The 23,059-nt window shown below is 61.7% G+C and carries 21 protein-coding genes and 2 pseudogenes; 6 read left to right on the top strand and 17 right to left on the bottom strand.

Going from position 1 to position 23,059, the window contains the following annotated elements:
- The first annotated feature begins 3 nt into the window (after positions 1-3).
- Positions 4-878, top strand: a pseudogene (locus ACPDZI_RS12915) (flagellar protein MotY).
- A gap of 66 nt (positions 879-944) precedes the next feature.
- On the opposite strand, the gene gloA reads toward ACPDZI_RS12915, so the two are convergent.
- The 8 genes from gloA to rsxA all read right to left on the bottom strand — a co-directional run bounded on the left by gloA (position 945) and on the right by rsxA (position 8,359).
- On the bottom strand, positions 945-1,358 hold the full coding sequence (gloA, locus tag ACPDZI_RS12910; RefSeq protein WP_011706456.1) for a lactoylglutathione lyase: 414 nt from the start codon (positions 1,356-1,358) through the stop codon (positions 945-947).
- A 132-nt stretch (positions 1,359-1,490) separates the two neighbouring features.
- On the bottom strand, positions 1,491-2,132 hold the full coding sequence (nth, locus tag ACPDZI_RS12905; protein WP_017408071.1) for an endonuclease III: 642 nt from the start codon (positions 2,130-2,132) through the stop codon (positions 1,491-1,493).
- A 14-nt stretch (positions 2,133-2,146) separates the two neighbouring features.
- Positions 2,147-2,905, bottom strand: coding sequence for an electron transport complex subunit E (locus ACPDZI_RS12900; RefSeq protein WP_024944880.1), 759 nt, complete (start codon positions 2,903-2,905; stop codon positions 2,147-2,149).
- A gap of 16 nt (positions 2,906-2,921) precedes the next feature.
- Entirely contained in the window at positions 2,922-3,554 is a 633-nt protein-coding gene (gene rsxG / locus ACPDZI_RS12895; RefSeq protein ID WP_011706453.1) for an electron transport complex subunit RsxG, read from the bottom strand.
- Positions 3,555-3,588: 34 nt separating this feature from the next.
- Entirely contained in the window at positions 3,589-4,641 is a 1,053-nt protein-coding gene (gene rsxD, locus ACPDZI_RS12890; protein ID WP_168967207.1) for an electron transport complex subunit RsxD, read from the bottom strand.
- A 3-nt stretch (positions 4,642-4,644) separates the two neighbouring features.
- On the bottom strand, positions 4,645-7,203 hold the full coding sequence (gene rsxC, locus ACPDZI_RS12885; RefSeq protein ID WP_438833250.1) for an electron transport complex subunit RsxC: 2,559 nt from the start codon (positions 7,201-7,203) through the stop codon (positions 4,645-4,647).
- Between the two features lie 6 nt (positions 7,204-7,209).
- On the bottom strand, positions 7,210-7,773 hold the full coding sequence (rsxB, locus tag ACPDZI_RS12880) for an electron transport complex subunit RsxB (RefSeq protein ID WP_011706450.1): 564 nt from the start codon (positions 7,771-7,773) through the stop codon (positions 7,210-7,212).
- A 4-nt stretch (positions 7,774-7,777) separates the two neighbouring features.
- Positions 7,778-8,359: an electron transport complex subunit RsxA gene (gene rsxA, locus ACPDZI_RS12875; RefSeq protein WP_076361000.1), complete on the bottom strand. Its 582-nt coding sequence runs from the start codon at positions 8,357-8,359 to the stop codon at positions 7,778-7,780.
- A gap of 112 nt (positions 8,360-8,471) precedes the next feature.
- Between rsxA and ACPDZI_RS12870 the strand changes: the two genes are divergently transcribed.
- Both ACPDZI_RS12870 and ACPDZI_RS12865 read left to right on the top strand, forming a co-directional pair.
- The gene (locus ACPDZI_RS12870) at positions 8,472-9,368 is read left to right on the top strand and encodes a DMT family transporter (protein ID WP_202010545.1); all 897 of its coding nucleotides are present in this window, start codon (positions 8,472-8,474) and stop codon (positions 9,366-9,368) included.
- Positions 9,369-9,418: 50 nt separating this feature from the next.
- The gene (locus ACPDZI_RS12865) at positions 9,419-9,616 is read left to right on the top strand and encodes a hypothetical protein (protein ID WP_438833249.1); all 198 of its coding nucleotides are present in this window, start codon (positions 9,419-9,421) and stop codon (positions 9,614-9,616) included.
- A gap of 61 nt (positions 9,617-9,677) precedes the next feature.
- On the opposite strand, the gene ACPDZI_RS12860 is transcribed toward ACPDZI_RS12865, so the two are convergent.
- Positions 9,678-10,109, bottom strand: coding sequence for a methyl-accepting chemotaxis protein (locus ACPDZI_RS12860; RefSeq protein ID WP_258955074.1), 432 nt, complete (start codon positions 10,107-10,109; stop codon positions 9,678-9,680).
- A 108-nt stretch (positions 10,110-10,217) separates the two neighbouring features.
- Positions 10,218-10,976, bottom strand: a pseudogene (locus tag ACPDZI_RS12855) (PAS domain-containing protein); the annotation flags it as partial.
- 325 nt (positions 10,977-11,301) lie between these two features.
- Between ACPDZI_RS12855 and fabV the strand changes: the two are divergent.
- Together fabV and ACPDZI_RS12845 are read left to right on the top strand one after the other, a co-directional pair.
- Complete coding sequence (fabV, locus tag ACPDZI_RS12850; protein ID WP_438833248.1) at positions 11,302-12,495, top strand: enoyl-ACP reductase FabV; 1,194 nt, start codon at positions 11,302-11,304, stop codon at positions 12,493-12,495.
- A 163-nt stretch (positions 12,496-12,658) separates the two neighbouring features.
- Entirely contained in the window at positions 12,659-14,134 is a 1,476-nt protein-coding gene (locus ACPDZI_RS12845) for a YfcC family protein (RefSeq protein WP_101149472.1), read from the top strand.
- Positions 14,135-14,199: 65 nt separating this feature from the next.
- Here the strand turns inward: ACPDZI_RS12845 and ACPDZI_RS12840 are convergent, their stop codons facing one another.
- Positions 14,200-15,414, bottom strand: coding sequence for a pyridoxal phosphate-dependent aminotransferase (locus ACPDZI_RS12840; RefSeq protein WP_011706443.1), 1,215 nt, complete (start codon positions 15,412-15,414; stop codon positions 14,200-14,202).
- Between the two features lie 379 nt (positions 15,415-15,793).
- Here ACPDZI_RS12840 and ACPDZI_RS12835 point away from each other — a divergent pair, with 379 nt between their 5' ends.
- Entirely contained in the window at positions 15,794-16,006 is a 213-nt protein-coding gene (locus ACPDZI_RS12835) for a DUF1653 domain-containing protein (RefSeq protein WP_029302765.1), read from the top strand.
- A 57-nt stretch (positions 16,007-16,063) separates the two neighbouring features.
- On the opposite strand, the gene ACPDZI_RS12830 is transcribed toward ACPDZI_RS12835, so the two are convergent.
- From ACPDZI_RS12830 to ACPDZI_RS12805, 6 genes are all read right to left on the bottom strand, one after another.
- Positions 16,064-16,327: a GrxA family glutaredoxin gene (locus ACPDZI_RS12830; protein WP_010633640.1), complete on the bottom strand. Its 264-nt coding sequence runs from the start codon at positions 16,325-16,327 to the stop codon at positions 16,064-16,066.
- 142 nt (positions 16,328-16,469) lie between these two features.
- Positions 16,470-17,906 (bottom strand): D-alanyl-D-alanine carboxypeptidase/D-alanyl-D-alanine endopeptidase, encoded by a 1,437-nt coding sequence (dacB, locus tag ACPDZI_RS12825; RefSeq protein ID WP_438833247.1) that lies wholly within the window; start codon positions 17,904-17,906, stop codon positions 16,470-16,472.
- Positions 17,907-18,038: 132 nt separating this feature from the next.
- Positions 18,039-19,799 (bottom strand): DEAD/DEAH box helicase, encoded by a 1,761-nt coding sequence (locus ACPDZI_RS12820; RefSeq protein WP_438833246.1) that lies wholly within the window; start codon positions 19,797-19,799, stop codon positions 18,039-18,041.
- Positions 19,800-19,912: 113 nt separating this feature from the next.
- The gene (locus ACPDZI_RS12815; RefSeq protein ID WP_076360993.1) at positions 19,913-20,950 is read right to left on the bottom strand and encodes an HlyD family secretion protein; all 1,038 of its coding nucleotides are present in this window, start codon (positions 20,948-20,950) and stop codon (positions 19,913-19,915) included.
- 3 nt (positions 20,951-20,953) lie between these two features.
- The gene (locus tag ACPDZI_RS12810) at positions 20,954-21,292 is read right to left on the bottom strand and encodes a DUF3302 domain-containing protein (protein WP_076360992.1); all 339 of its coding nucleotides are present in this window, start codon (positions 21,290-21,292) and stop codon (positions 20,954-20,956) included.
- A 288-nt stretch (positions 21,293-21,580) separates the two neighbouring features.
- Positions 21,581-23,002, bottom strand: coding sequence for a carbon starvation CstA family protein (locus ACPDZI_RS12805; RefSeq protein ID WP_076360991.1), 1,422 nt, complete (start codon positions 23,000-23,002; stop codon positions 21,581-21,583).
- Between the last annotated feature and the right edge of the window lie 57 nt (positions 23,003-23,059).

The following is a 23,059-nucleotide window of genomic DNA, read 5'->3' as shown; positions in this document are numbered from 1 at the left end:
CAGTTGAACGCTTGGATGTTGGGGTTGGTCAGCATATCCGTGAGTATGCAGTTACAGGCGGGAGTCACCGAGTTCGGTGCCGGCCTGGATCAATCCGTCTGGCGCTTGACCTCCGACACCCAGGTGGAGTGCCGGCTCGAGCACCCCATCCCCAACTGGGGTACAGGGGCATTCGTCAGTCGCGCCGGTCGCAAGATCAATCTGGATTTCGAGCTCAAGGGGCTGCGCCAGCAGGCCCAGACCCAGACCGTCAGCCTGGGCATCATGCCGCCGGTCTGGCGCCCTGGCATTGCCGGGCGGGAAGTGAGTCAGCTGCGCTTTTACCAGCAGTTTGACGGGCTGGTGGAGGGGCAGACCGCCTGGACCATGCTGGACGAGCTGGAAGGGGGCGCATGCCGACCTTCCAGTACCGCGACTGGTATCGGCAGAATCGGCCGGTGCGGGTCTCGCTCTCCTCGGTCAACTTCCGGGTCAAGTATCAGGCCTTCGTGGATTGCCTCAATGGCCTGTTGCCCTACAGTTTCAACGACATCGCTTTCAGCGTGCTCACCTATGACAAGAACAGTGACGAGCTGTCGCTGGCCTCCAAGCGGCGGCTGGCGATGATTGGCGAGTATGTGAAGGTGGACAAGAGCATCGACGTGGTGGTGATCGACGCCTACAGCGACAGCTATGGCGGCCGCTGGCCGAACCAGAAGCTCTCCGAAAAACGGGCCGATGCCATCAAGAAGGTGTTTGTGGATCTGGGTATCGAACCCGGCAAGATCTCGGTGGAGGGGCACGGTGAGAAGCAGCACGTCGCCTCCAACGAAACCGAAGATGGTCGTGCCAAGAACCGGCGGGTGGTGATCAACATGGGCCGCAACGGCGCCATCTGAGGTAAACCCATCCATGAAAAAAGAGCGCCGTGGCGCTCTTTTTTGTTTTTCGGGGATGAGTCTGGATCAGAAGCTGTCGCCGAGGCCGCTGCCGGCATCCTTCTTGGCGATCAGCTCAATCTTGTAACCGTCCGGATCTTCCACGAAGGCGATGACGGTGGTGCCACCCTTGACCGGGCCCGGCTCGCGGGTGATCTTGGCACCGGCGGCGCGCAGCGCCTCGCAGGTGGCGTAGATGTCGTCCGCTTCCAGTGCGATGTGACCGTAGGCCGAGCCCAGCTCGTACTCGCTGACACCCCAGTTGTAGGTGAGCTCGATCACCGCTTCATCTTTCTCGTCACCGTAGCCGACGAAGGCCAGGGTGTACTTGTATTCGCTGTTCTCGCTCTTGCGCAGCAGTTTCATCCCCAGCACTCGGGTATAGAAGTCGATGGAGCGTTGCAGATCGCCGACGCGCAACATGGTATGCAGGATTCTCATTGCTCAATTCTCCGGGTAGTGGTTCTTGTGGTATTGGGGCCGCCCAAGGGAGCGGATACCGGCGCTTGGCTCAAGCCCGTGCTCGCCAGGAGCGGCGCCATGGCTACGCCGCTTGCGAGCCGGCAGCCGTGTTCAGCTCTCCGGGTAGACCTTTTCCTTGTACTCGCACAAGTCCTCGATGATACAGGAACCGCAGCGCGGTTTGCGAGCCAGACAGGTGTAGCGTCCGTGCAGGATCAGCCAGTGGTGCACGTCCAGCTTGAATTCGGCGGGAACCACCTTGAGCAGCTTCTCCTCCACCTGATCGACGTTCTTGCCCACCGCAAAGCCGGTGCGGTTGGAGACCCGGAAGATATGGGTATCGACGGCGATGGTGGGCCAGCCGAAGGCGGTGTTGAGCACCACGTTGGCGGTCTTGCGGCCGACTCCGGGCAGGGCCTCGAGGGCCTCGCGGTTCTCCGGCACCTCGCCACCGTGGCGCTCCAGCAGGATGGCGCAGGTCTTGATGACGTTCTCGGCCTTGGTGTTGAACAGGCCAATGGTCTTGATGTACTCCTTGACCCCGTCTACCCCCAGTTCCAGCATGGCCTGGGGGGTGTTGGCTACCGGGTAGAGCTTGTCGGTGGCCTTGTTGACGCTGACATCGGTGGCCTGGGCCGACAGCAGCACGGCGATCAGCAGCTCGAACGGCGTCTTGAAGTTGAGCTCGGTGGTGGGGTGGGGGTTGTCGTCCCGCAGTCGCTCCAGTATCTGCCTACGTTTCTGATTGTTCATGGCTCTCTCTTGGCTCAGAGCTGGGTCGCGCGGGCACCCGCGGCCGGCACGCTGCAGTGGGCCTTCTCGGCGCTCTGCTTGCGACCCATCCAGTCGTTGATGGCGTTCTTGCCGGCGATCATCAGGCCGAGACCGATGAAGCCGCCAGGGGGCAGGATTGCCAGCAGCAGGCTGGCATCGGCGTGGAACAGCTCGATGCGCAGTGACTTGGCCCACTCTCCCAGCAGCAGGTCGGCACCGTCGAACAGGGTGCCCATGCCGATGATCTCGCGCAGCCCACCCAGCACCAGCAGCACCAGAGTAAAGCCGAGCCCCATCATGAAGCCGTCGAGGGCCGCCAGCAGCGGCGGGTTCTTGGATGCATACGCCTCGGCCCGGCCGATGATGACGCAGTTGGTGACGATGAGGGCGATGAAGATGCCGAGCGCCTGATAGAGGCCGTAGGTGTAGGCGTTCATCAGCAACTGCACGCTGGTCACCAGCGCCGCGATGATCATCACGTAGACCGGGATGCGAATATCCTTGGGCACCAGGTTGCGCACCAGCGAGATGGCGAGGTTGGAGCTGACCAGCACCGCCATGGTGGCAAGGCCGAGCCCCAGCGCGTTGGTGAAGGTGGAGGAGACTGCCAGGGTGGGGCAGAGGCCCAGCACCTGCACCAGAGAGGGGTTGTTCTTCCACAGCCCCTGCAGCATCAGCTCTTTGAGCTCTTCGCGGCGGCCATTGCTCTCGCTGAGCGGGCTCTGCCCGTCAATCACATCGACTTGTTCCATAGCTTGTGCTCCGGCGTTAGGGGGTGGCGTCACAGGCGGGGGCGTCGCGCAGCAACTCTGGGTGCTCCTGTTGCAGCAGCAACAGGTTCTTCACCGCCTTGACCACCGCCCGGGGGGTGATGGTGGCGCCGGTGAAGGCGTCGAACTCGCCGCCGTCTTTCTTCACGGCCCAGCTGGCTTCGTTGTCGTGGCTGAGAAACTTGCCGACGAAGCTGTTGATCCAGTCCGATTTTTTCAGCTCGATCTTGTCGCCAAGGCCGGGGGTTTCCTTGTGGGCCAACACCCGCACAGCGCTCACGGCGCCCTTGGCATCGGTGCCCACGATGAGGCGAATGGCCCCACTGTAGCCATCGGGAGCCACGGTTTCCAGCGCGTAGCCGGTGATTTCGCCCTGCTTGGTCGCGGTGTAGAGCGGCATGGCTTGGTCGCTGCCCAGATAGCGTCTGCTCTGTACCAGCTTGCAGCTGGCGACCAGATCGTTGTCATAGCTCCCCTCCGGCAGCAGGGCGGAGAGGGTGCGCAGCTTCTCCAGCTGCTGCTGGTGGGCGATCCGCCCCTGGGTCAGCTCGTTGGTCAGCACCACCACGGCGGTGCAGGCGAGGGCAAACAGGGCGAGAGTGACGCCGTTTTTGCGCATGCTCTTTAACATTGCATCATTCCTGAGGGTGAGGTGTGCGCGAGGGTCATTTGCGACGGGCTCCGTAAACTTTCGGGCGGGTCAGGCTGTCGATCAGGGGAACGCACAGGTTGGCCAGCAGCACGGCAAAGGCGAAGGCATCCGGATAGCCGCCAAAACGACGGATGACATAGACCAGCACGCCGATGAGCACACCATAGACCAGGCGGCCGCGTGGGGTGGTACTGGCACTCACCGGATCGGTGGCAATGAAGAAAGCCCCGAGCATGGTGGCACCGCTGAACAGGTGCAGCATGGGCGTGGCAGTGGCATCCGGGGTTGCCAGATAGCCCAGGGTGGCGGCCAGCAGCAATGAGCCCAGCACGGCAGTCGGAATGCGCCAGTTGATCACCTTCTGCTGCAGCAGGAACAGGCCGCCCAGCAGGTAACCGAGGTTGACCCAGCTCCAACCGATGCCGCCCCAGCCTTCGAAGACGGTGTGGGTCATCACCTCGCCGGTGGTGAGGCCCTGAGTCAGTCCGGTTTTCAGGGTGTCGAGCGGCGTGGCCATGGTCAGCCCATCCACCCCCTGCTTGAGCTGCGCCATGCTGTAACCGTCGAGGCTGAAGCCGGTGAAGATCACCGAGGCCGCATCGCCAAAGCCGATGTCATAGGCGGCGATGCTGGAGGGCGGCAGCCAGCTGGTCATCTGCACCGGGAAGGAGACCAACAGCAGCACATAGGCCACCATGGCGGGGTTGAACAGGTTTTGACCCAGCCCGCCATAGAGGTGCTTGGCGATGATGATGGCAAACGCCGTGCCCAGTACCAGCATCCACCAGGGCAGTAGCGGCGGCAGGGAGAGACCGATCAGCACGGCGGTCAGGGCCGCGCTGCCATCCAGCAGGGCCGGTTTGACAGGGCGTCCGCGCAAGCGCAGCACCAGCGCCTCCGAACCCAGCGCTGTGACCAGCGCCAGCAGGATCTGGATCAGGGTGCCCCAACCAAAGAACCAGCTCTGCGCCAGAAAACCGGGCAGGCAGGCCAGGATCACCAGCAACATCAGGGTTTGGGTCTGTTTGCGGTTGTGGGCAAACGGCGCACTCGCGATATTGAACATGGATCAGTGGCTCTTGTCGGTCGATGGAGAAGGAGAGGCCTGGGCTGCTGCTTCGGCCGCCAGTTTGCGGGCCTTGGCACGGGCCACGGCGGCGGCAATGGCCGCTTTCTTGGGATCCGCATCGGCGGCTGGTTGCGGTGCATCGGCAGCCGGTGCAGCTACGGTGGTCACCTCGGGTTTGGCAGTTGCCTCCTCGTCTTGCACCTCTGCGGGCTTGGCAACGGCCTCCTCACCTTGTGCCTGAGCGGCCTTCTTGGCCTTGGCACGGGCGATGGCGGCAGCAATGGCCGCCTTCTTGGGGTCGACCTCGGCGGCTGAGTCAGGCTGCGGCGCTGCGGCAGGGACTGCCACGACGGCCCCTTCACCTTCGGTCTCGGCTATGTTCCCTTGCACCTGAGCAGCCTTCTTTGCCTTGGCGCGGGCGATGGCAGCAGCGATAGCCGCCTTCTTGGGATCAGCATCGGCGACTGAGTCAGGCTGCGGCGCTGCTGCAGGGGCTGCCACGGCAGCCTCTTCACTTTCGGCCACGGCTGCGTCCCCTTGCGCCTGAGCGGCCTTCTTGGCCTTGGCGCGGGCAATGGCAGCCGCAATGGCGGCCTTCTTGGGATCCGTATCGGCAGCGGGGTCAGACTGGGGCGCTGCTGCAGGAATATCCGCAGCCGTTTCATCACCTTGCGTGCTGGCGGCTTTTTTGGCTTTGGCACGGGCGATGGCGGCAGCAATGGCGGCCTTTTTGGGATCCGTATCGGCAGCTGAGTTAGGCTGCGGCGCTGCAGCAGGGCTATCCACAGCCGCTGCTTCGCCGGGCTCCTGAGCTGCTTTTTTGGCCTTGGCACGTGCCAGTGCCGCCGCAATGGCGGCTTTCTTGGCATCCTGCCCGTCCGTTGCCGCTACATCAGCCTGGGCCGAGTCGGGCTCGCTGGCGGCCGCCTTGGCGGCGCGGCGGGCGATGGCCTCTTGCTTGCGCGCCTCGCGGGCTGCAATCATGGCGCTGTTGTCCGGTGCGAGTTCGCTGGCACCAACGGGTGCTGCGTCCTGCTTGGCCTTGATGCGGGCCAGTGCGGCGGCCACCGGATCTTCTCCGCCGGCCGCCGTCATGGCCTGGCGACGCTGGGCGGCAGCCTCGGCATGGCGGGCTTCGCGGGCGGCTTTTTCCCGTTCGAAGCGGGCCTGCTTGGCCTCGAAGCGCTGCTTGGCGCGCTCGGCCTTCTCGGCTTCGGCACGCGCCTCGCGGATGTCATCCTTGGCAATCTTGTAGTACTGCACCAGCGGGATCTCGCTTGGGCAGACCCAGGCACAGGCGCCGCACTCGATGCAGTCGAACAAGTTGAGCCCCTCGGCCTTGTCGTACTCCTTGGCCCGGCTGTACCAGTAGAGTTCTTGGGGCAGCAGGTTGGCCGGACAGGCATCGGCACAGGCGCTGCAGCGAATGCAGGCCTGCTCCGGACCGGGCGGCGGCAGCTCGGCCCGGGTGGGGGAGAGCAGGCAGTTGGTGGCCTTGACTACCGGCACCATGGCATGGGGCAGGGTGAAGCCCATCATGGGGCCGCCCATGATCACCCGCTGATCCGCCTCGGGCTGCAGCTCGAAACGCTGCAGCAACCAGCGCACCGGGGTGCCCAGCAGCACCCAGGCGTTGCCCGGTTTCTTGAAGGCGTCGCCGGTGAGGGTGACGATGCGGGAGATGAGCGGCTCGCCGTCGATGATGGCGCGCTTGATGGCAAACACGGTGGCCACGTTGAGCACCATGATGCCCATGTCCACGGCGCGGCCCCCCTTGGGAACCTGGCGGCCGGTGAGCAGCTCGATGGTCTGCTTGGCTCCGCCCGAGGGGTACTTGGTGGGCACCGTCTTGACCAGTACGTCTTCGTCCGTGGCATGACGGGTCAGCTCACCGATGGCGGCCGGCTTGTTGTCTTCCACCCCGATCAGGGTCAGTTTGGGCTTGAGCAGGTGCTTGAGCACCCGGATGCCGTCCATGATCTCGTCGGCATACTCCTGCATCAGCCGGTCATCGGTGGTGATGTAGGGCTCGCACTCCAGCCCGTTGACGATCAGGATCTCGGTCAGCTGACCGCGGCCATCAAGCTTGCTGTGGGTCGGGAACACTGCACCACCGAGGCCCGCGATGCCGGCCTGCTGGATGCGCTCGAGCAGCTCGCCCCGCTCCAGATTCCAGTAGTCGCTGCGGCCCTGACGTTCACCCCAGGCATCTTCGCCATCCGGGGTGAGGGTGATGCAGAGATCGTCGAGACCCGAGGGGTGAGCCACCGTGTGGTGACCGATGGCGGTGATGGTGCCGGAGGTGGAGGCGTGCACCGGCACGAAACGCCCCTTGTCATGGCGAGTGAGCGGCTGGCCTTTCTTGACCTTGTCGCCGACCCGTACCAGCAGGTCGCCGGCCGGGCCCGCGTGCTGGCGCACCGGGATGATGAGCTGGGGTGGCAGACCGGCGTCCACCACCGGGGTGAGACTGGATTGGTCTTTGTTTTCGGGAGGGTGAATACCGCCGTGAAAATCCCACAGAGTGCCGGCTTTGATGCGTTCGAGTAAGGACTGCATGGTTACTTATTCCACTATCTTGACCGGAATGGCGACGTTGGCCAGATCCCACTTCCAGTTGTCGACCGTGGTCGGCACCGGGATCATTTCGATACAGTCGGTCGGGCAGGGATCGACACAGAGATCGCAGCCGGTGCACTCGTCGGCAATGACGGTGTGCATCGCCTTGGTGGCGCCGACGATGGCGTCGACCGGGCAGGCCTGGATGCACTTGGTGCAGCCGATGCATTGATCTTCATGAATGAAGGCGACTTTCTTGATGGGGGCGGCGGCCTCGGCGCCGCCCAGCGGCTGGGGTTCGACCCCCATCAGGTCGGCAATCTTGCGCATGGTGGCATCGCCACCTGGCACGCACTTGTTGATCTGGTCGCCATTGGCCAGTGCCTCGGCGTAGGGCTTGCAGCCCGGGTAGCCGCACTGGCCGCACTGGGTTTGCGGCAGCAGGGCGTCGAGCTGATCGACGATGGGATCGGCTTCCACATGAAATTTGACGGCGGCAAAGCCCAGGATGATGCCGAAGGCCAGAGCCAGCAGAGCCAACACCAGAACGGCAAAGAGTATGTGAGTCATAGCGCTATATCTTGATGAGGCCGGTAAAGCCCATAAAGGCCAGCGACATCAGGCCGGCGGTGATCATGGCGATGGAGACGCCGCGAAACGGGGTCGGGACGTCAGCGGCCACCAGACGTTCGCGCATGGCGGCAAACAGGATCAGCACCAGCGAGAAACCGGTGGCGGCGCCAAAGCCGTAAATGATGCTCTGGATGAAATTGTGGTGCTCGTTGATGCTGAGCAGGGCTACACCCAGTACGGCGCAGTTGGTGGTGATGAGCGGCAGGAAGATGCCCAGCAGACGATAGAGAGTAGGGCTGCTTTTGCGGATAACCATCTCGGTAAATTGAACCACGACAGCGATCACAAGAATGAAGGCGAGCGTGCGCAGGTAGGCGATGTTCAGCGGGATCAGGATATAGTGTTCCATCAGATAGGAACTTGCGCTGGCCAGGGTCATCACGAAGGTGGTCGCCAGCCCCATGCCGATGGCGGTTTCCAGTTTGCCGGAGACGCCCATGAAGGGGCAGAGGCCGAGGAATTTCACCAGCACGAAGTTGTTAATCAGCACAGTGCCGACCAATAAAAGCAGGTACTCAGTCATTGCAGGTTGGTTATCCGGTGTGAAGGCGGCGGTATTATCTGATTTTAGGTGCCTTTTAACAACCGCAAGGCCGCATGGTTATTATTCAAATAGCCAATTTCATGGAGGAAAGGTGCGCCCTTTACCCATTTTTACCCTGACCCTGGCGATGCTGCTCTGGTCCAGCTCCTTCATCGCGCTCAAGCACGTGCTGGGGGTCTGGGGCTTCGGCCAGGTGCTGTTCATGCGCATGAGCGTGGCGGCGCTTTGCTGGCTGTGCTGCTACCGCTATCTCGGCAATTTCCGCTACCAGAAAGGGGACTGGCGCTGGCTGGCGTTGATGGGGGCTCTGGAGCCCTGTCTCTATTTCCTGCTGGAGGTCAACGCCCTGCGCTACACCAGTGCCGGTCAGGCCGGCATGGTCTGTGCCCTGTTGCCGCTCATCGTGGCGCTGGTGGCCTTCGTGCTGATCCGCGAGCGGGTGAGCCGGCGCCAGTTGCTCGGCTTTGCCATCGCCATCTTCGGTATCGCGCTGCTCGGCTTTGGCAGCGGGACGGATGAATTTGCCCCCAATGCCCTGCTTGGCAACAGCTTGGAGATGGCGGCCATGTTCTGCGCCGCGACCTACTCGGTGGTGTTCAAGAAGCTCTGCAGCCGCTACAGCGTGCTGACCCTGACTGCGTTGCAGGCCTTCGTCGGCACCCTCTTCTTCGCCCCCTTTGCCTTTGGCGAACCCTGGCCGACGGCCTGGGTCTGGCAGGACATGGCGGTTATCGTCTTTCTCGGCGCCTGCGTGACCCTGGGGGCTTACCTGCTCTACAACTGGTCGGTGACCCAGGTGAAGGTGACGCTGGCGGCGGCCTACGTCAATCTCATCCCGGTGTTCACCCTGCTGCTGGCCTATCTGCTGCTGGGGGAGACCCTCAACGCCTTGCAATGGGTGGCCTGCGGCGCTGTGCTGCTGGGGATCGCGGTGGGACAACTGCCGGCCAGGCGCGCCCGGATGCCGGCGGCCACCACAGGCCCGTGATGGCCGCAAATTGACGACAGTCAGGGCTGGTAGCCGTGATGAGCGGGATCATGAGTGATATGAGGTTACTGGTGCAGGCGCGACTGCTGCTTGGCCACCATCCCTTCACCCTGGCCGATGCGCGGGCACTGGAGGCGCTGGAAGAGGAAGCGGTGGGCGAGGAGGGGCTCTGTATCGCCGAGCTGGGGGAGAGCGCCCTGCTGCAGGCGGATGATGAGGCCGGGTACTGTCTGTCTGGGCAGGATTGACGCTTTGATCGGAAGATAAAAAACACGGGGCCTGGCCCCGTGTGTTGTGATGGCGAGGCCCCTAGATGGAGAGGCCCTTGACGGTGTCCGACACCGAGTTGGCGTCCTCGATGATCTCCTGAATGACACCGGCAATGATGTCGGCCTGGGCCTGGCCCGCCATCGCCTTGTCCGATACCACCGAGACGGTCTGGGTGATCCTGGAGGTGATGTCGGAGTTGAGCCGGATGACGGAGACTATCTCGCCGGTGGAGGTGGAGGTTCTCGCCGCCAGCTGGCGCACTTCATCGGCCACTACCGCAAACCCGCGGCCCTGCTCGCCGGCGCGGGCCGCCTCGATGGCGGCGTTGAGCGCCAGCAGGTTGGTCTGATCCGCGATGCTGCTGATGGTCGAGATGATGGACTCGATGCTTCTGGATTGCTGGTTGAGGTTCTCTATCTGCCGGCTGACTTCACTGACCGAGCTGTTGATGTGGGCCGAGGTTTCCAGCACCTTGTCGATCACCTCCCGGCCCCTGGCGGCGCTCAGCACCGTCTCTCCGGCGATGGCGCAGGCCTTCTGGGCCGCTTCGCGCACCGAGATGGACTTCTCCACCCGTTCGCTGATGTCACTCGCCAGCTTGATGATTTTGATCACCTTGCCTTCGTGGTTGAAGATGGGGTTGTAGGTGGCCTCCAGCCAGATCTTCTCGCCGTGGCGGCCACGGCGCATGAAGAGCCCGGACTGGATGGAGCCCGTCCCCAGATCCCGCCAGAAGTTGGGATTCTGCTGATAGAACTCCTCGTCACAGAACATGCGGTGGGATTGGCCCACCACCTCGTCCAGCCGGTAGCCGAAGCAGTGCAGAAAATTCTGGTTGGCGGTGATGACGGTGCCATCGGGCTGGAAGTCGATGACGGCCAGGGATTTGTCCAGTGCCGCCAGCAGAGCCTGGCTGCGTTCCAGGGTGGATTGCTGCTCGGTGACGTTGGAGGCCACCTTGGCTACCTTGATCACCTTGCCATCGAGGAGGATCGGAAAGTAGCTGGCCTCGAGCCAGACCGCCTTGCCCGATTTGGCCTGCCGGATGAAACGGCTGTTGCGGGATTCCCCTCTGCGCAGATCCTGCCACAGCTGCTCATATTCACGGGTTTTCACGTCCTCGGGAAAGCAGAGGGCGCTGTGGTGCTTGCCAATTACCTCCTCCCGGGCGTAACCCATGATGGCGAGAAAGCGATCGTTGACGAAGGTGACCACCCCCTCCGGGGTGAACTCGATATAGGGAACCCGTGACTGGATGGCCTGCTCAAAGGCGCCAAGTTCTGCGATCTGTGCCGCTTGTTCACTCTTTTCACTTCTACCCGTGCGATTCCAAAACATGGCTGAGCTCCTTGTTAAGACCCTGGTGAGGCCTTCCATGACAATACCCGACCGGCTGAATATTAGTACAGGTTGTTTGGCTGTCACCTCAGCCATCAGGGGTAATTGTCTGTTTTGTCATTATCAATCTTGCCATGTTGGCAAGCCGTGCAGAGGGGTGGGGAGGCCGGTCCTGCTCCGCAGTCTGACGGCAGGCTCCTGCGGCGGCATTTGTCCCACGCTTTGCTCATTTTCCCTGCGATTCAACACATCAGAGCACCTTATCGCGGCAAGATGAGGTATCTTATGCCCCGATTTCATCCATTAAACGGATCCGAGACCCAAAATGATCATCAAACCCAAGGTTCGCGGCTTTATCTGCACCACCACTCATCCGGTCGGTTGTGAAGCCAATGTTCGTCGCCAGATCGCTTATACAAAGGCCAAGGGAACCATCGAAAATGGTCCCAAGAAGGTGCTGGTGATCGGCGCTTCCACCGGTTATGGCCTGGCTTCCCGCATTGCCGCCGCCTTTGGCTCCGGCGCTGCCACCCTCGGTGTCTTCTTCGAAAAAGCCGGTAGCGAGACCAAGACTGCCACCGCCGGCTGGTACAACTCCGCCGCCTTCGACAAGGCCGCCAAAGAGGCTGGCCTCTACGCCAGGAGCATCAATGGCGATGCCTTCTCCAACGAATGCCGCGCCAAGGTGATCGAGCTCATCAAGCAGGATCTGGGTCAGATTGATCTGGTGGTCTACTCCCTGGCCTCGCCGGTGCGCAAGCTGCCGGATACCGGTGAAGTGGTGCGCTCTGCCCTCAAGCCCATCGGCGAGGTCTACACCACCACTGCCATCGACACCAACAAGGATCAGATCATCACCGCCACCGTCGAGCCGGCGAATGAGGAAGAGATCCAGAACACCATCACCGTCATGGGTGGTCAGGATTGGGAGCTGTGGATGGCGGCCCTGCGCGATGCAGGCGTGCTGGCCGACGGCGCCAAGTCCGTTGCCTACTCCTACATCGGCACCGACCTGACCTGGCCAATCTACTGGCACGGTACTCTGGGCCGCGCCAAGGAAGATCTGGACCGCGCCGCTGCCGCCATCCGTGGCGATCTGGCTGCCAAGGGCGGTACCGCCCACGTGGCCGTGCTGAAATCCGTGGTAACTCAGGCCTCTTCCGCCATTCCGGTGATGCCGCTCTACATCTCCATGGCCTTCAAGATCATGAAGGAGAAGGGCATTCACGAAGGCTGCATGGAGCAGGTTGACCGCATGATGCGCACTCGCCTCTACGCTGCCGACATGGCGCTGGACGATCAGGCCCGCATCCGTATGGATGACTGGGAACTGCGCGAAGACGTGCAGCAGACCTGCCGCGACCTGTGGCCCTCCATCACCAGCGAGAACCTCTCCGACCTGACCGACTACACCGGTTACAAACAGGAGTTCCTGCGTCTGTTCGGTTTCGGGCTGGACGAGGTGGATTACGATGCGGATGTGAATCCGGACGTGCAATTTGATGTGGTCGAGCTCTGAGTCTGACCCAAGTGAAAACAGGGCCCCGCGGGGCCCTGTTTTTTTGGCAAAAATCCCGCTAAGTTACGGAATTTTATTATCCGCGATCACCTTTTTCCCATATCAAACCCGCTAGTCTGGCGGTGATCGGATCACATGACGGCATTGCCGAGGTACGGAAGCTATGACCACTCCACATGAAGCGCCCAAAAAGCGCCAACTCCCCACTGTCTATACCCTGCTTTTCATCATCATCGCCCTGATGGCGGCCCTGACCTGGGTGCTGCCGGCGGGCAAATACAACTATGTGACTGCCAAGACCCAGCAGCCGGTGGCGGCAGCCGCCGTGGCCGACTACAGCGGCGATGAGCGACTGTTGCCGGTGCCCGGCAGCTACACCGAGCTCCCCTCCCAACCGCAGGGGGTATTCGATGTGCTCAAGGCGCCCATCCAGGGCTTTCACAAGGCAGCCGACGTGGCGCTGTTCGTGCTCATCATCGGTGGTTTCCTGGCGGTGACCATGCAGAGCGGGGCGCTGGATGCCGGGGTGGGGGCCATCGTGCGCGGCTTTGCCGGGCGTGAGCGGCTGTTGATCCCGGTGCTGATCGCTCTCTTTGCCCTCGGCGGCTCCACCTTCGGCATGGCGGAGGAGACGGTGGCCTTCTGGGCACTGATCGTGCCGGTGATGATGGCGGCGGGCTTTGATCGCATGGTGGCGGCCGGGATTATCCTGCTTGGCTCCGGGGTCGGGGTGCTCGCCTCCACCGTCAACCCGTTTGCCACCGGCATCGCCTCCGGTTTTGCCGGCATTCCCATCGGTGAGGGGATTGGCCTTAGGGTTGTGCAGTGGCTGCTGCTGGTGATCTTCGCCTCCTGGTTCGTGATGCGCTACGCCAAGCAGGTGCAGCAGGACAAGTCCCGCTCCGTGCTGGCCGACATCGCCTATGACGACGAGTTCTCCCAGATGAAGAGCGGCAATCTCGCTTTCAGCGGCAAGCAGAAGCTCACCATGCTGGTGTTCTTCGGCACCTTCCTGCTGATGATCTATGCGGTGGTGCCCTGGTCGGATCTGGGCATCGATCTGCTGCCTACCCTGGGCTGGTGGTTCGACGAGCTCTCCACCCTGTTTTTCAGCGCTTCCATCCTGATCGCGCTGATCAACCGGATGCCGGAGTCCAACTACGTGGCGACCTTCCTGAGCGGCGCTCGGGATCTCATCGGGGTGGCGCTGGTGGTGGCGGTGGCGCGCGGCATCTATGTGGTGATGGAACATGGCGTCATCATCGACACCATTTTGCACTGGGCCGAGGGGCTGGTGAGCGGGCTGTCGTCGTCGGTCTTCATCCTGATGGCCTATCTGGTGCACATCATCCTGAGCTTCTTCATCCCGTCCACCTCGGGGCTGGCGACCGTCTCCATGCCGCTGATGGGGCCGCTGGCGGACTTCTCCGGCATCTCGCGGGATCTGGTGATCACCGCCTATCAGTCCGCCTCCGGCTGGATCAACCTGTTCGCCCCCACCGCCGCTCATCTGGTGGCGGGGCTGGCGCTGGCCAAGATCCCCTATGATCGCTTCGTGCGCTGGGTGCTGCCCTTCATCATCGGGGTGGCCCTCATCACCATGGCGGTGCTGGTAGCCGGTGCCCTGCTGCACGGCTGATGGCACGGATAGAAAACGACAGACAACAAAAAGGCTCCCGCGGGAGCCTTTTTCATGAGCCTTGCTTACTGCTTGTAGCCCTTGAGGAAGCGGGCGAGACGGCCGATGGCCTCTTCCAGCTCCTCTTCCCGGGGCAGGAACACCAGCCGGAAGTGATCCGGCGCTGGCCAGTTGAATCCAGTACCTTGTACCAGCAGCAATTTTTCCTGCTGCAGCAGATCGAACACCATCTTCTGGTCGTCGCGGATGTCATACACCTTGGGGTCGAGGCGCGGGAACATGTAGAGCGCCCCCTTGGGTTTGACGCAGGAGACCCCAGGGATGTCGTTGAGCAGCTCCCACGCCTTGTCGCGCTGGCGGCGCAGGCGGCCGCCCGGCAGGATCAGCTCGTTGATGCTCTGGTAGCCACCCAGGGCGGTCTGGATGGCGTGCTGCATCGGCACGTTGGCACACAGCCGCATGGAGGCCAGCATCTCCAGTCCCTCGATGTAGCCCTTGGCACGGCCCTTGGGACCGGTGATGACCATCCAGCCCTGACGGAAGCCACAGGCACGGTAAGCCTTGGAGAGGCCGTTGAAGGTCACCACCATCACATCGTCGCACAGGGTGCAGACGCTGGTGTGGGAGATGTCATCGTAGAGGATCTTGTCGTAAATTTCGTCGGCGAAAATGATGAGGTTGTGCTGACGGGCGATCTCGATCACTTCAAGCAAAAATTCGCTGCCGTAGACGGCGCCGGTCGGGTTGTTGGGGTTGATCAGCACCAGGCCGCGGGTGCGCGGGGTGATGCGGGCGCGGATGTCGTCGAGATCCGGATACCAGTCAGCCCCTTCGTCGCAGCGGTAGTGCACCGCATGGCCACCGGAGAGGGTGACGGCGGCGGTCCAGAGCGGGTAGTCGGGGGAGGGCACCAGCATCTCGTCGCCGTTGTTGAGCAGCGCCTGCATCGCCATCACGATGAGCTCGCTGGCGCCGTTGCCGATGTAGATGTCGTCGATGTCGACCTTGCGCATCCCTTTCTGCTGGTAGTACTGCATCACCGCCTTGCGGGCCGAGAACAGCCCCTTGGAGTCGCAGTAGCCCTGGCTGAGCGGCATGTTGAGGATCACATCCTTGATGATCTCTTCCGGTGCATCGAAACCGAACGGGGCCGGGTTGCCGATGTTGAGCTTGATGATGCGGTGGCCTTCGTCTTCGAGACGGCGAGCTTCTTTATGCACCGGGCCGCGGATGTCATAGCAGACATCGTCGAGCTTGTGCGACTTGTCGATAGTGAACATGGTGACTGTGATTCCTTCCCCTGGGGGCGCGTTGGCGAAAAAGGCGTTTTTTAGTATCAAATTTCCTTTCCCCTATTCTTCACAGAATTGAATGCTAGAACAATCCTCTTTTTAGTAGAATTCCCTGATTTTTAGCCCTAAAACAGGGTTGCTCAAACGTTAAATTCAGCACGATCGTTTGTGGTAACCGAGTTTCACCAGTGAAAGATGAGGGGCTGATTAACAAAGCTACCCGACTGTGTTGAAATATTCATTCTCGCTGGCACGATTGGCTTGCGTGAAAAATGCCATAATTTTTGTCGGCGCCGGCCCCAAAAGCAGAGCATGTGGTCTGCGCGCCATGCTGGCGCCGCTTGGCGTCGATATCGAAGGAGTTCCCATGCAAGCCCCCGCAGTTGGTCGCTACCGCCATTTCAAGGGTGGGTATTATCAGGTGTTGACCCTGGCCCTGCACACCGAAACCGGGGAGCAGCTGGTGATCTACCAGAGCGAGCAGGATGGCGCCGTCTACGCCCGCCCGGTGGCCATGTTCATGGAGTGGATCGAGCATCAGGGAGAAGTGGTGAGCCGTTTCACCCCGGTTGCCGGCTAAGGCTGACCATTGACCATGAAAAAAGGCGCCTGACGGCGCCTTTTTCACAACGTGAGCTTACTGGTAGAGACCCAGGTTCTCTTTGGCATAAGCTTCGAAATCGGTGCAGCCACCGATGTGCTGCTCGTCCAGGAAGATCTGCGGCACGGTATTGACCGGCTTGCCGGCGCTCTTGGCCAGATCTTCCTTGGTGATGCCTTCGGCGTGGATGTCCACGTAGCGGAATTTGAAATCGTCACGCTGTTCAACCAGCTGCTCGGCGATCTGCTTGGCACGGACACAATAGGGGCAACCGGGACGACCAAAAATCACTGCAAACATGTTCTCTCTCCATTCATATGAGGCTGGGGACAGGATAGCCCCGCCTCGTGACTAGTCAAAGTGGAAATTGTCGATACGGCCGTTCGCCATCTTCGATAAGGCGCGCTTCGCCGGCCGTCATCGTCAATCACCATGCGGCAGCTCAACCCTGATCGGCGATCTGGATCGGCTGCTGCTGATAGATGCTCTCCAGCACTCCCTTCTCGAACACGGTCCAGGGCCAGGCGGCCTTGCTGGCGCGGTAGCGCTCATGGGTTGCCGGATCTTGCGACAGGCCGCGCTGGAACATCACGAAGGCCTTGCGCTGGCCGCCGGCGGTGTCGATAAAGCCCACCAGGTTGGAGGTGCCGGTGATGGTGCCGGTCTTGGCATGCACCTTGTTCTTCATCATGGGGGCGGTGACGCTGCGCCGCCAGGCCAGGGTGCCATCCACCTGCGAGCTTGGCAGCAGCTTGATGAGGCCAAGCTCGGCATCATTTTTCTGGATGAAGTTCAGCACCGACAGCATCTGGCGGGCGCTGATGAGATTGTGAGCGGAGAGGCCGGAGCCGTCGGCCAGGGTGGCGTTGCCCAGATCGATGCCGTTCTTGGTCAGGATGGCGCGCACTGCCATGGTGCCGCTGCGATAGCTGCCCGGCTTGTTGTAGTAGTGGCGGCCCACGGTCTTGAGGAAGGTATCGGCATAGAGGTTGTCCGATTTCTTCAGCATCTTGGCCAGCATTACCGGCAGGGAGACCGAGTAGTGGGTGCCGAGCGTCTCGGCGTTGTCCGGCGCCTTGTGGGTCACCCGCAGCAGGCCGTCATGCTTGATGCCGGCTCTGTCCATCGCCCAGCGGATGTTGTCCCAGCCCCAGGCTTCCACGTCGTGGATGGCGAAGCGCAGACCCTGCGGATCCTTGTTCGGGGTAATGCAGCCCTTGAGCTCGTAGAAGTTGCCCTTAGCCATGTCCACTTCCAGTGCGCAGAACTGGCGCGCCATGTCGGCGTAGCTCATCACTTCCACGTTGTCGGCACCGATGCCGATGGGGACACCGGTGGCCACGTTGCCGACCGCCGGTTTGCCGATCTGGGTGGCGGTGATGGTGCCGTAGGCGCAGTTCTTGTCGATGATGACCGAGGAGACGGGCGCGGCGAAGCAGAGGGTCTGATCCCCCCACGACCAGCCGTTGCCGCGCTCATAGCCGTTGTAGGCGCCGGTGTTGACGTAGACGTTGCCCTTGATGCGGTTCACGCCAAGCTGCTTGAACAGGGCCAGCAGATCCATTCGTGACAGAGTGGGGTCGCCGACGAAGTTGATCCAGATATCGCCATTGATGACGTTGCCCTGCTTGGCGCCTGGCTGAGCCTGAATGTCGGTGGCAAAGCGGAAGTCGGCACCCAGCTCAAGGCGGGCCGCCAGCGCGGTGAGCACCTTCATGGTGGAGGCGGGGGCGATCATCTGATCCGCATGACGGGCAAACTCAACGCCGTTGTTGCCCTGCACTATGATGGCGTACTGGCCACCCTGAGGGGGCGTCAGCGGGGCGGCGTGAGCCGCCAGAGAGAAAAGAGCACAAAAACCAATCAACAGCCGCTGCATAACATCCTCTAACGTGACGAAGGGGCCAGACCGATAGCACTGACCCTGATAATTCAACCTTGTTTCACCCGCCGATGCAGGATCGGCCGTGGCAAAGCAATTCATACGATTTATGCCGGTCGCCACTGGCCATCACGCCAGCGAGTTGGCGGTGCGATAGCGACCCTCATAATCAAAAATTTTCTCTTTTATCTGCCAGAAGCGCCCCGACTTGCGGGCGATGACGAAATCGGGATGGCGAAACTGGCTTTCTGCCGCCAGCACGCTCGCCAGGGTGGCAAATTCGGGCTCCAGACCCGGGGCGGGCCAATGATGACGCACAAAGTGCTGTTGAAACAAGCGCCGTGCGCCCTCGGAGTGAAATCCGAAGTACTCATTGAGGGTGAGACCATCCTCATCGTGATAGATCACCTCCAGCCGCTCCCCCTGTTTGCCGCGCCCTGTGGTGAAGGTGAGACCGGCGCAGCGGATCACCATGCAATCCTTGAGATTGAGCGCCTCTTTAAGCTTGTCGTCAGGGTCCACCAGCAGCTGATCGCAGCTCTGGCAGCGGCGGGCAGAGATGTCATTATCGCTGCCGCAAGCGGGGCAGATCTTGGCGCGAAAGCGGTAGTCGCACTCTTCGCGGTTGCCCTCGTCATCTTCAAACAGCCCCTGACAGCGGCGGCCGTAGTGCTCGATCACCTTGCCATCCTCGTCGGTCTTACCCCAGAAGGTGTTGGCAAAGCCGCAGGCAGGGCAGGGCACCTGCACCGGCTCGGTACCGGCGTGGGGGCGAGGTTCCCCCACTTCGGGGGCAAACAGGTTGAAGTTGTTGCCGGCGTAGTCGAGCACCAGACAATCCTTCTTGCCCGGCGAGAGACGCAAGCCACGCCCGACGATCTGCTGATAGAGCGAGACCGATTCGGTGGGTCTGAGCATCACGATAAGATCGACATGGGGAGCATCGAAGCCGGTGGTGAGCACCGCCACGTTGACCAGAAACTTGAGCTCGCGCGCCTTGAAGGCGTTGATGAGGGCGTCGCGCTCCGGCCCCGGCGTCTCACCGGTAATAAGGGCTGCCTGCTGGTCTCTGGCGCCCAGCAGGCCGTGAATTTCCCTAGCATGCTCGACGGTGGCGGCGAAGATCATCACCCCTTGCCGGTCGGCGGCATACTCCAGTACCTGACTCAGGATATGGGGGGTGACCCGCTGCTGCCGCTTGAGCTCGCCGTTGAGCTCCGCCTCGCTGAATAGGCCATTCTCCCGCGCCACCAGCTTGCTGAAGTCGTAGTGGACGATGGGGGCATCCACCATGCGTGGCGGCGTCAGATAACCGTTTTTGACCATGAAGCGCAGCGGCAGCTCGAACACGCAGTCGCCGAACAGCCGCTCGCCGTGGCTCTTGACCATGCCGTGGTAGTGGCGCCGATAGATCCAGCCCAGCCCGAGCCGATAGGGGGTGGCGGTGAGACCGAGGATCTTGAGGGCGGGATTGGCGGCCTTGAGGCGGTCTATCACCTGATGGTACTGGCTGTCGTCATCGAGCGAGACCCGGTGGCACTCGTCGATGATGAGCAGCGAAAACGCCCCGTCGAATGCTGCCAGATTGCGTGCCACCGACTGCACCGAGCCAAACACCACCTGGGCGCTCGCCTCCTTGCGATTCAGCCCGGCGGCGAAGATGTCGGCCTTGAGCCCCCACGCCTCGTACTTGGCGTGGTTCTGCTCCACCAGCTCCTTGACGTGGGCCAGCACCAGCACCCGGCCGCGTGCCTTGCGTGCCAGTTCGGCGATCACCAGACTCTTGCCGGCCCCCGTGGGCAGCACCACCACGGCGGGATCCGGGTGCTGGCGAAAGTGGCTGATCACGGCGTTGACGGCGTCGGTCTGATAGGGTCTGAGGACGAACATGCAGGCTTGGGGTATCGATGTGGGGTGATGCAGGATGGCGCCATTATAGGGATCCTGGCGCCAAAAAACAGCGGGCCGGCATGGTGCCGGCCCGCTGGCGATGACGTCTTCGCTTAGTGGAAGGGGAAGACGTAGTTCATCCAGCTGGCCATGCGCAGCAGCACCTTGCGCATCACCGAGACATGGTGGAAGTGCTTGGTGTAGATGGCGGCCTGGCCGCTGGCCCCGGCGATCACCTGATACTTGGCCCACTCGGGGTCGGTGATGGAGATGAGCACCGGCAGGCGACCCGGTCGCACGGCACTGGTCTGATCCAGCAAACCGGCGTTGGCCTGCACATTGCCTGCGGCGATGGCCGGGATCACGGCGGTCACCTTGCCCTGGAAGATTTTGCCGGGGATGCCGTCGATCACCACCTCGGCCTCATCGCCCACCGCCAGGCGCTGCATGCTGTTCTGCCAGAACCAGCCAACATAGGCGGTCTCGTCCTTGTGGATGAAGGTCATCACCGGACGATACATGAACGGGGTGGCTATCATGCCGGGGCGCAGGGCCAGCTGCACCACGTGGCCGTCGCTCGGAGCATAGACCACGGTCTGTTCGACCTGATATTTGGCCTCGTCCAGCTGGGCCTGCAGATCTTCCAGCGTTGCCTGTTGCTGCTCGAGCTGGGCTACGATGTCGTCCACGTTGGCCTGGGTAACGTCGAGGTCGCGCTGCTTGCCGACGCCGCGACGCATCAGGTCGCTGGCGCGATCCCGGTCCAGCTTGGCGGAGCGCAGTCTGGCCTCGATGGACTTGAGGTGGTTGCGGTTGGATTCAACCCGTGCGGCCAGGCTGTCTGCTTTGAGCTGGAAGGGGGCGGCATCCAGGCGAAACAGCACGTCGCCCTTCTTCACCGGCTGGTTGGCCTGTACCGGCACCTCGATGACACGGCCCTTGACCAGCGGCACGATCGGGGTGGAGACGTAGTAGTTGCGCGCCATTTCCGAGTAGGGATGGTTGTAGTTCATCAGCATGATCAGGGTGCCGATGAGCAGCACGCCGCCCAGTACGGCAGTGGGTACGGTCCACTTGTTGAGCGGAATGCGGAAGATTTTGAAGATGGCCACGCAGATGGCCGTGTAGGTCAGGATCAGTAGCAGGTCCATGATTTATCCCTGTTGCTCGGTCTGTTCGATGATATTGAGACGGGTTTTGAGGTCGGCCAGCTCCTGTTTGAGCTGCTGGATATCCTCTTCATCCTGCTGCAGCCGCTGATTGAAGCCCCAGCCCCGTTCGGGACGATAGAGGGTGGCCCATATCCAGAGGAAGGGCCACAACACGTGCAGGGTGAATAGACTGACCCAGCCGGCCACGTGAATGGCGTCCTGATGGGGGTGCTGACGATGCTTGGCTATTTCATACGGGATGTCGTGAATGACGATGACCCCGTAAAAAATGACCAAACCCACAAAAAAAAGCAGACCAAGAGCAAAATAATCGAGTGCCATTTACGCCTCCGCTGGCTTGACGCACCGCATTGTGATTGGGAACAGGGTTCTGCAAGGCAGTCAGCCACCTGATTTCCCTCCTGTCGGGCCCGAAATCTTAAGTCGTTTTGTTGTACTGAAGCTTAAGTAGTGTCCAAGTCGTCAAAAAGACGCTGATGTTGTTGGGGGCAAGTCCGTAAAGTCGTATCCATGACAAGGACTTACGCTGGGAGTATGGCATTGCTGAAGGGAAATGTTCAGCAAAAAAAGGAGCCTTGACGGCTCCTTTTTTGACATGGTCGGCGTGGATCAACTTTCGCTGGGCTTGTTGATCAGTGCGGGCCTGAATTTCACCAGGAAGGCCACCGTGATGATCAGGGTGCTGGCCAGCCCAATCATGGTGGAGACGCCCATCTCCAGTCCGAACCCGATGGGAGCGTTGGCCAGGTAGGTGAACACCACGGCAGTCATGAACATGGCGGGAATGGTGCAAACCCAGTGCAGCTTGCCCTCTTTGGCGAGGTAGGCCGCCGCCGCCCACAGCATCATCACGGCGGTGGTCTGGTTGGCCCAGCCGAAGTAGCGCCAGATCACCCCGAATTCGGCCTTGGAGATGATGAAACCGAGGATGAACATGGGGATGGCGATGAGCAGTCGCTTGGCCATGGGCTTCTGGGTCAGTTTCAGGAAGTCCGCGACAATGAGGCGGGCACTGCGAAACGCGGTATCGCCGGAGGTGATGGGCAGGATTACCACGCCGAGGATGGCCAGGATGCCGCCGACGGTGCCGAGCAGGCTGGTGGATACCTCGTGCACCACGGCAGAGGGGCCGCCGCTGGCCAGGGTGGCGTTGAGCGCCTCGGTGCTGTCGTAGAAGGAGAGACCCAGCGTGCACCAGATGAGGGCGATGATCCCTTCACCAATCATGGCGCCGTAGAAGATGAAACGGCCGGAGCTCTCGTTTTGCATGCAGCGTGCCATCAGCGGTGACTGGGTGGCGTGGAAGCCCGACACGGCGCCGCAGGCGATGGTGATGAACAACAGCGGCCACAGCGGCAGCTCGGTCGGGTGCAGGTTGGAGAAATCCATCCCGGTGTTGTAGAAGCCTTTGCCGGAGACGATGAGGCCGATGATGAGGCCGACCGACATGAACACCAGCAGGGCGCCGAAGATGGGGTAGAAGCGGCCGATGATCTTGTCGATGGGCACGATGGTCGCCAGGATGTAGTAGGCGAAGATGGCCGCAATCCAGTAGACCAGATCGGTGGAGGTGAGGTTGGCCAGAAGGCCAGCCGGGCTCAGCACGAACACCACGCCCACCAGCATCAACAACACCACGGCGAACAGGTTCATGAAGTGCTTGGCGGTGGTGCCCAGATGCTCACCGACCACGGTCGGCACCGAGGCGCCCTTGGCGCGCACCGACAGCATGCCGGAGAAGTAGTCGTGCACCGCACCGGCGAAGATGCAGCCGAACACGATCCAGAGCATGGCGACCGGACCGTAGAGGGCGCCCAGGATGGGGCCGAAGATGGGGCCGACGCCGGCGATGTTGAGCAGCTGAACCAGATAGACCTTCTTGTCCGACATGGGGACATAGTCCACCCCGTCCGCCATGGTGATGGCGGGGGTTTTCAGCTCCGGCTTGGGGCCAAATATCCGTTCAATGAATTTGCCGTATACGAAATAGCCGGCTATCAGCAAGCCGACACAGAGGAAGAACCAGATCATTGCTACGCTCCTGCTTTGTTATTTTTAGGTGTGCGCAGCCACTCTAGGACGTTGGGC

The organism is Aeromonas oralensis (genome assembly GCF_049665575.1).
Classification (GTDB): domain Bacteria; phylum Pseudomonadota; class Gammaproteobacteria; order Enterobacterales; family Aeromonadaceae; genus Aeromonas; species Aeromonas hydrophila.
Note: the sequence above shows the minus strand (reverse complement) of the source record. Positions and strands in the feature narration are given on the sequence as shown.

Excerpts from the sequence above, each read along its gene's own strand:
- gloA (WP_011706456.1), bottom strand. The coding sequence starts at position 1,358 with ATGAGAATCCTGCATACCATGTTGCGCGTCGGCGATCTGCAACGCTCC.
- nth (WP_017408071.1), bottom strand. The coding sequence starts at position 2,132 with ATGAACAATCAGAAACGTAGGCAGATACTGGAGCGACTGCGGGACGAC.
- ACPDZI_RS12900 (WP_024944880.1), bottom strand. The coding sequence starts at position 2,905 with ATGGAACAAGTCGATGTGATTGACGGGCAGAGCCCGCTCAGCGAGAGC.
- rsxG (WP_011706453.1), bottom strand. The coding sequence starts at position 3,554 with ATGTTAAAGAGCATGCGCAAAAACGGCGTCACTCTCGCCCTGTTTGCC.
- rsxD (WP_168967207.1), bottom strand. The coding sequence starts at position 4,641 with ATGTTCAATATCGCGAGTGCGCCGTTTGCCCACAACCGCAAACAGACC.
- rsxC (WP_438833250.1), bottom strand. The coding sequence starts at position 7,203 with ATGCAGTCCTTACTCGAACGCATCAAAGCCGGCACTCTGTGGGATTTT.
- rsxB (WP_011706450.1), bottom strand. The coding sequence starts at position 7,773 with ATGACTCACATACTCTTTGCCGTTCTGGTGTTGGCTCTGCTGGCTCTG.
- rsxA (WP_076361000.1), bottom strand. The coding sequence starts at position 8,359 with ATGACTGAGTACCTGCTTTTATTGGTCGGCACTGTGCTGATTAACAAC.
- ACPDZI_RS12865 (WP_438833249.1), top strand. The coding sequence starts at position 9,419 with ATGAGTGATATGAGGTTACTGGTGCAGGCGCGACTGCTGCTTGGCCAC.
- fabV (WP_438833248.1), top strand. The coding sequence starts at position 11,302 with ATGATCATCAAACCCAAGGTTCGCGGCTTTATCTGCACCACCACTCAT.
- ACPDZI_RS12845 (WP_101149472.1), top strand. The coding sequence starts at position 12,659 with ATGACCACTCCACATGAAGCGCCCAAAAAGCGCCAACTCCCCACTGTC.
- ACPDZI_RS12840 (WP_011706443.1), bottom strand. The coding sequence starts at position 15,414 with ATGTTCACTATCGACAAGTCGCACAAGCTCGACGATGTCTGCTATGAC.
- ACPDZI_RS12835 (WP_029302765.1), top strand. The coding sequence starts at position 15,794 with ATGCAAGCCCCCGCAGTTGGTCGCTACCGCCATTTCAAGGGTGGGTAT.
- ACPDZI_RS12830 (WP_010633640.1), bottom strand. The coding sequence starts at position 16,327 with ATGTTTGCAGTGATTTTTGGTCGTCCCGGTTGCCCCTATTGTGTCCGT.
- dacB (WP_438833247.1), bottom strand. The coding sequence starts at position 17,906 with ATGCAGCGGCTGTTGATTGGTTTTTGTGCTCTTTTCTCTCTGGCGGCT.
- ACPDZI_RS12820 (WP_438833246.1), bottom strand. The coding sequence starts at position 19,799 with ATGTTCGTCCTCAGACCCTATCAGACCGACGCCGTCAACGCCGTGATC.
- ACPDZI_RS12815 (WP_076360993.1), bottom strand. The coding sequence starts at position 20,950 with ATGGACCTGCTACTGATCCTGACCTACACGGCCATCTGCGTGGCCATC.
- ACPDZI_RS12810 (WP_076360992.1), bottom strand. The coding sequence starts at position 21,292 with ATGGCACTCGATTATTTTGCTCTTGGTCTGCTTTTTTTTGTGGGTTTG.
- ACPDZI_RS12805 (WP_076360991.1), bottom strand. The coding sequence starts at position 23,002 with ATGATCTGGTTCTTCCTCTGTGTCGGCTTGCTGATAGCCGGCTATTTC.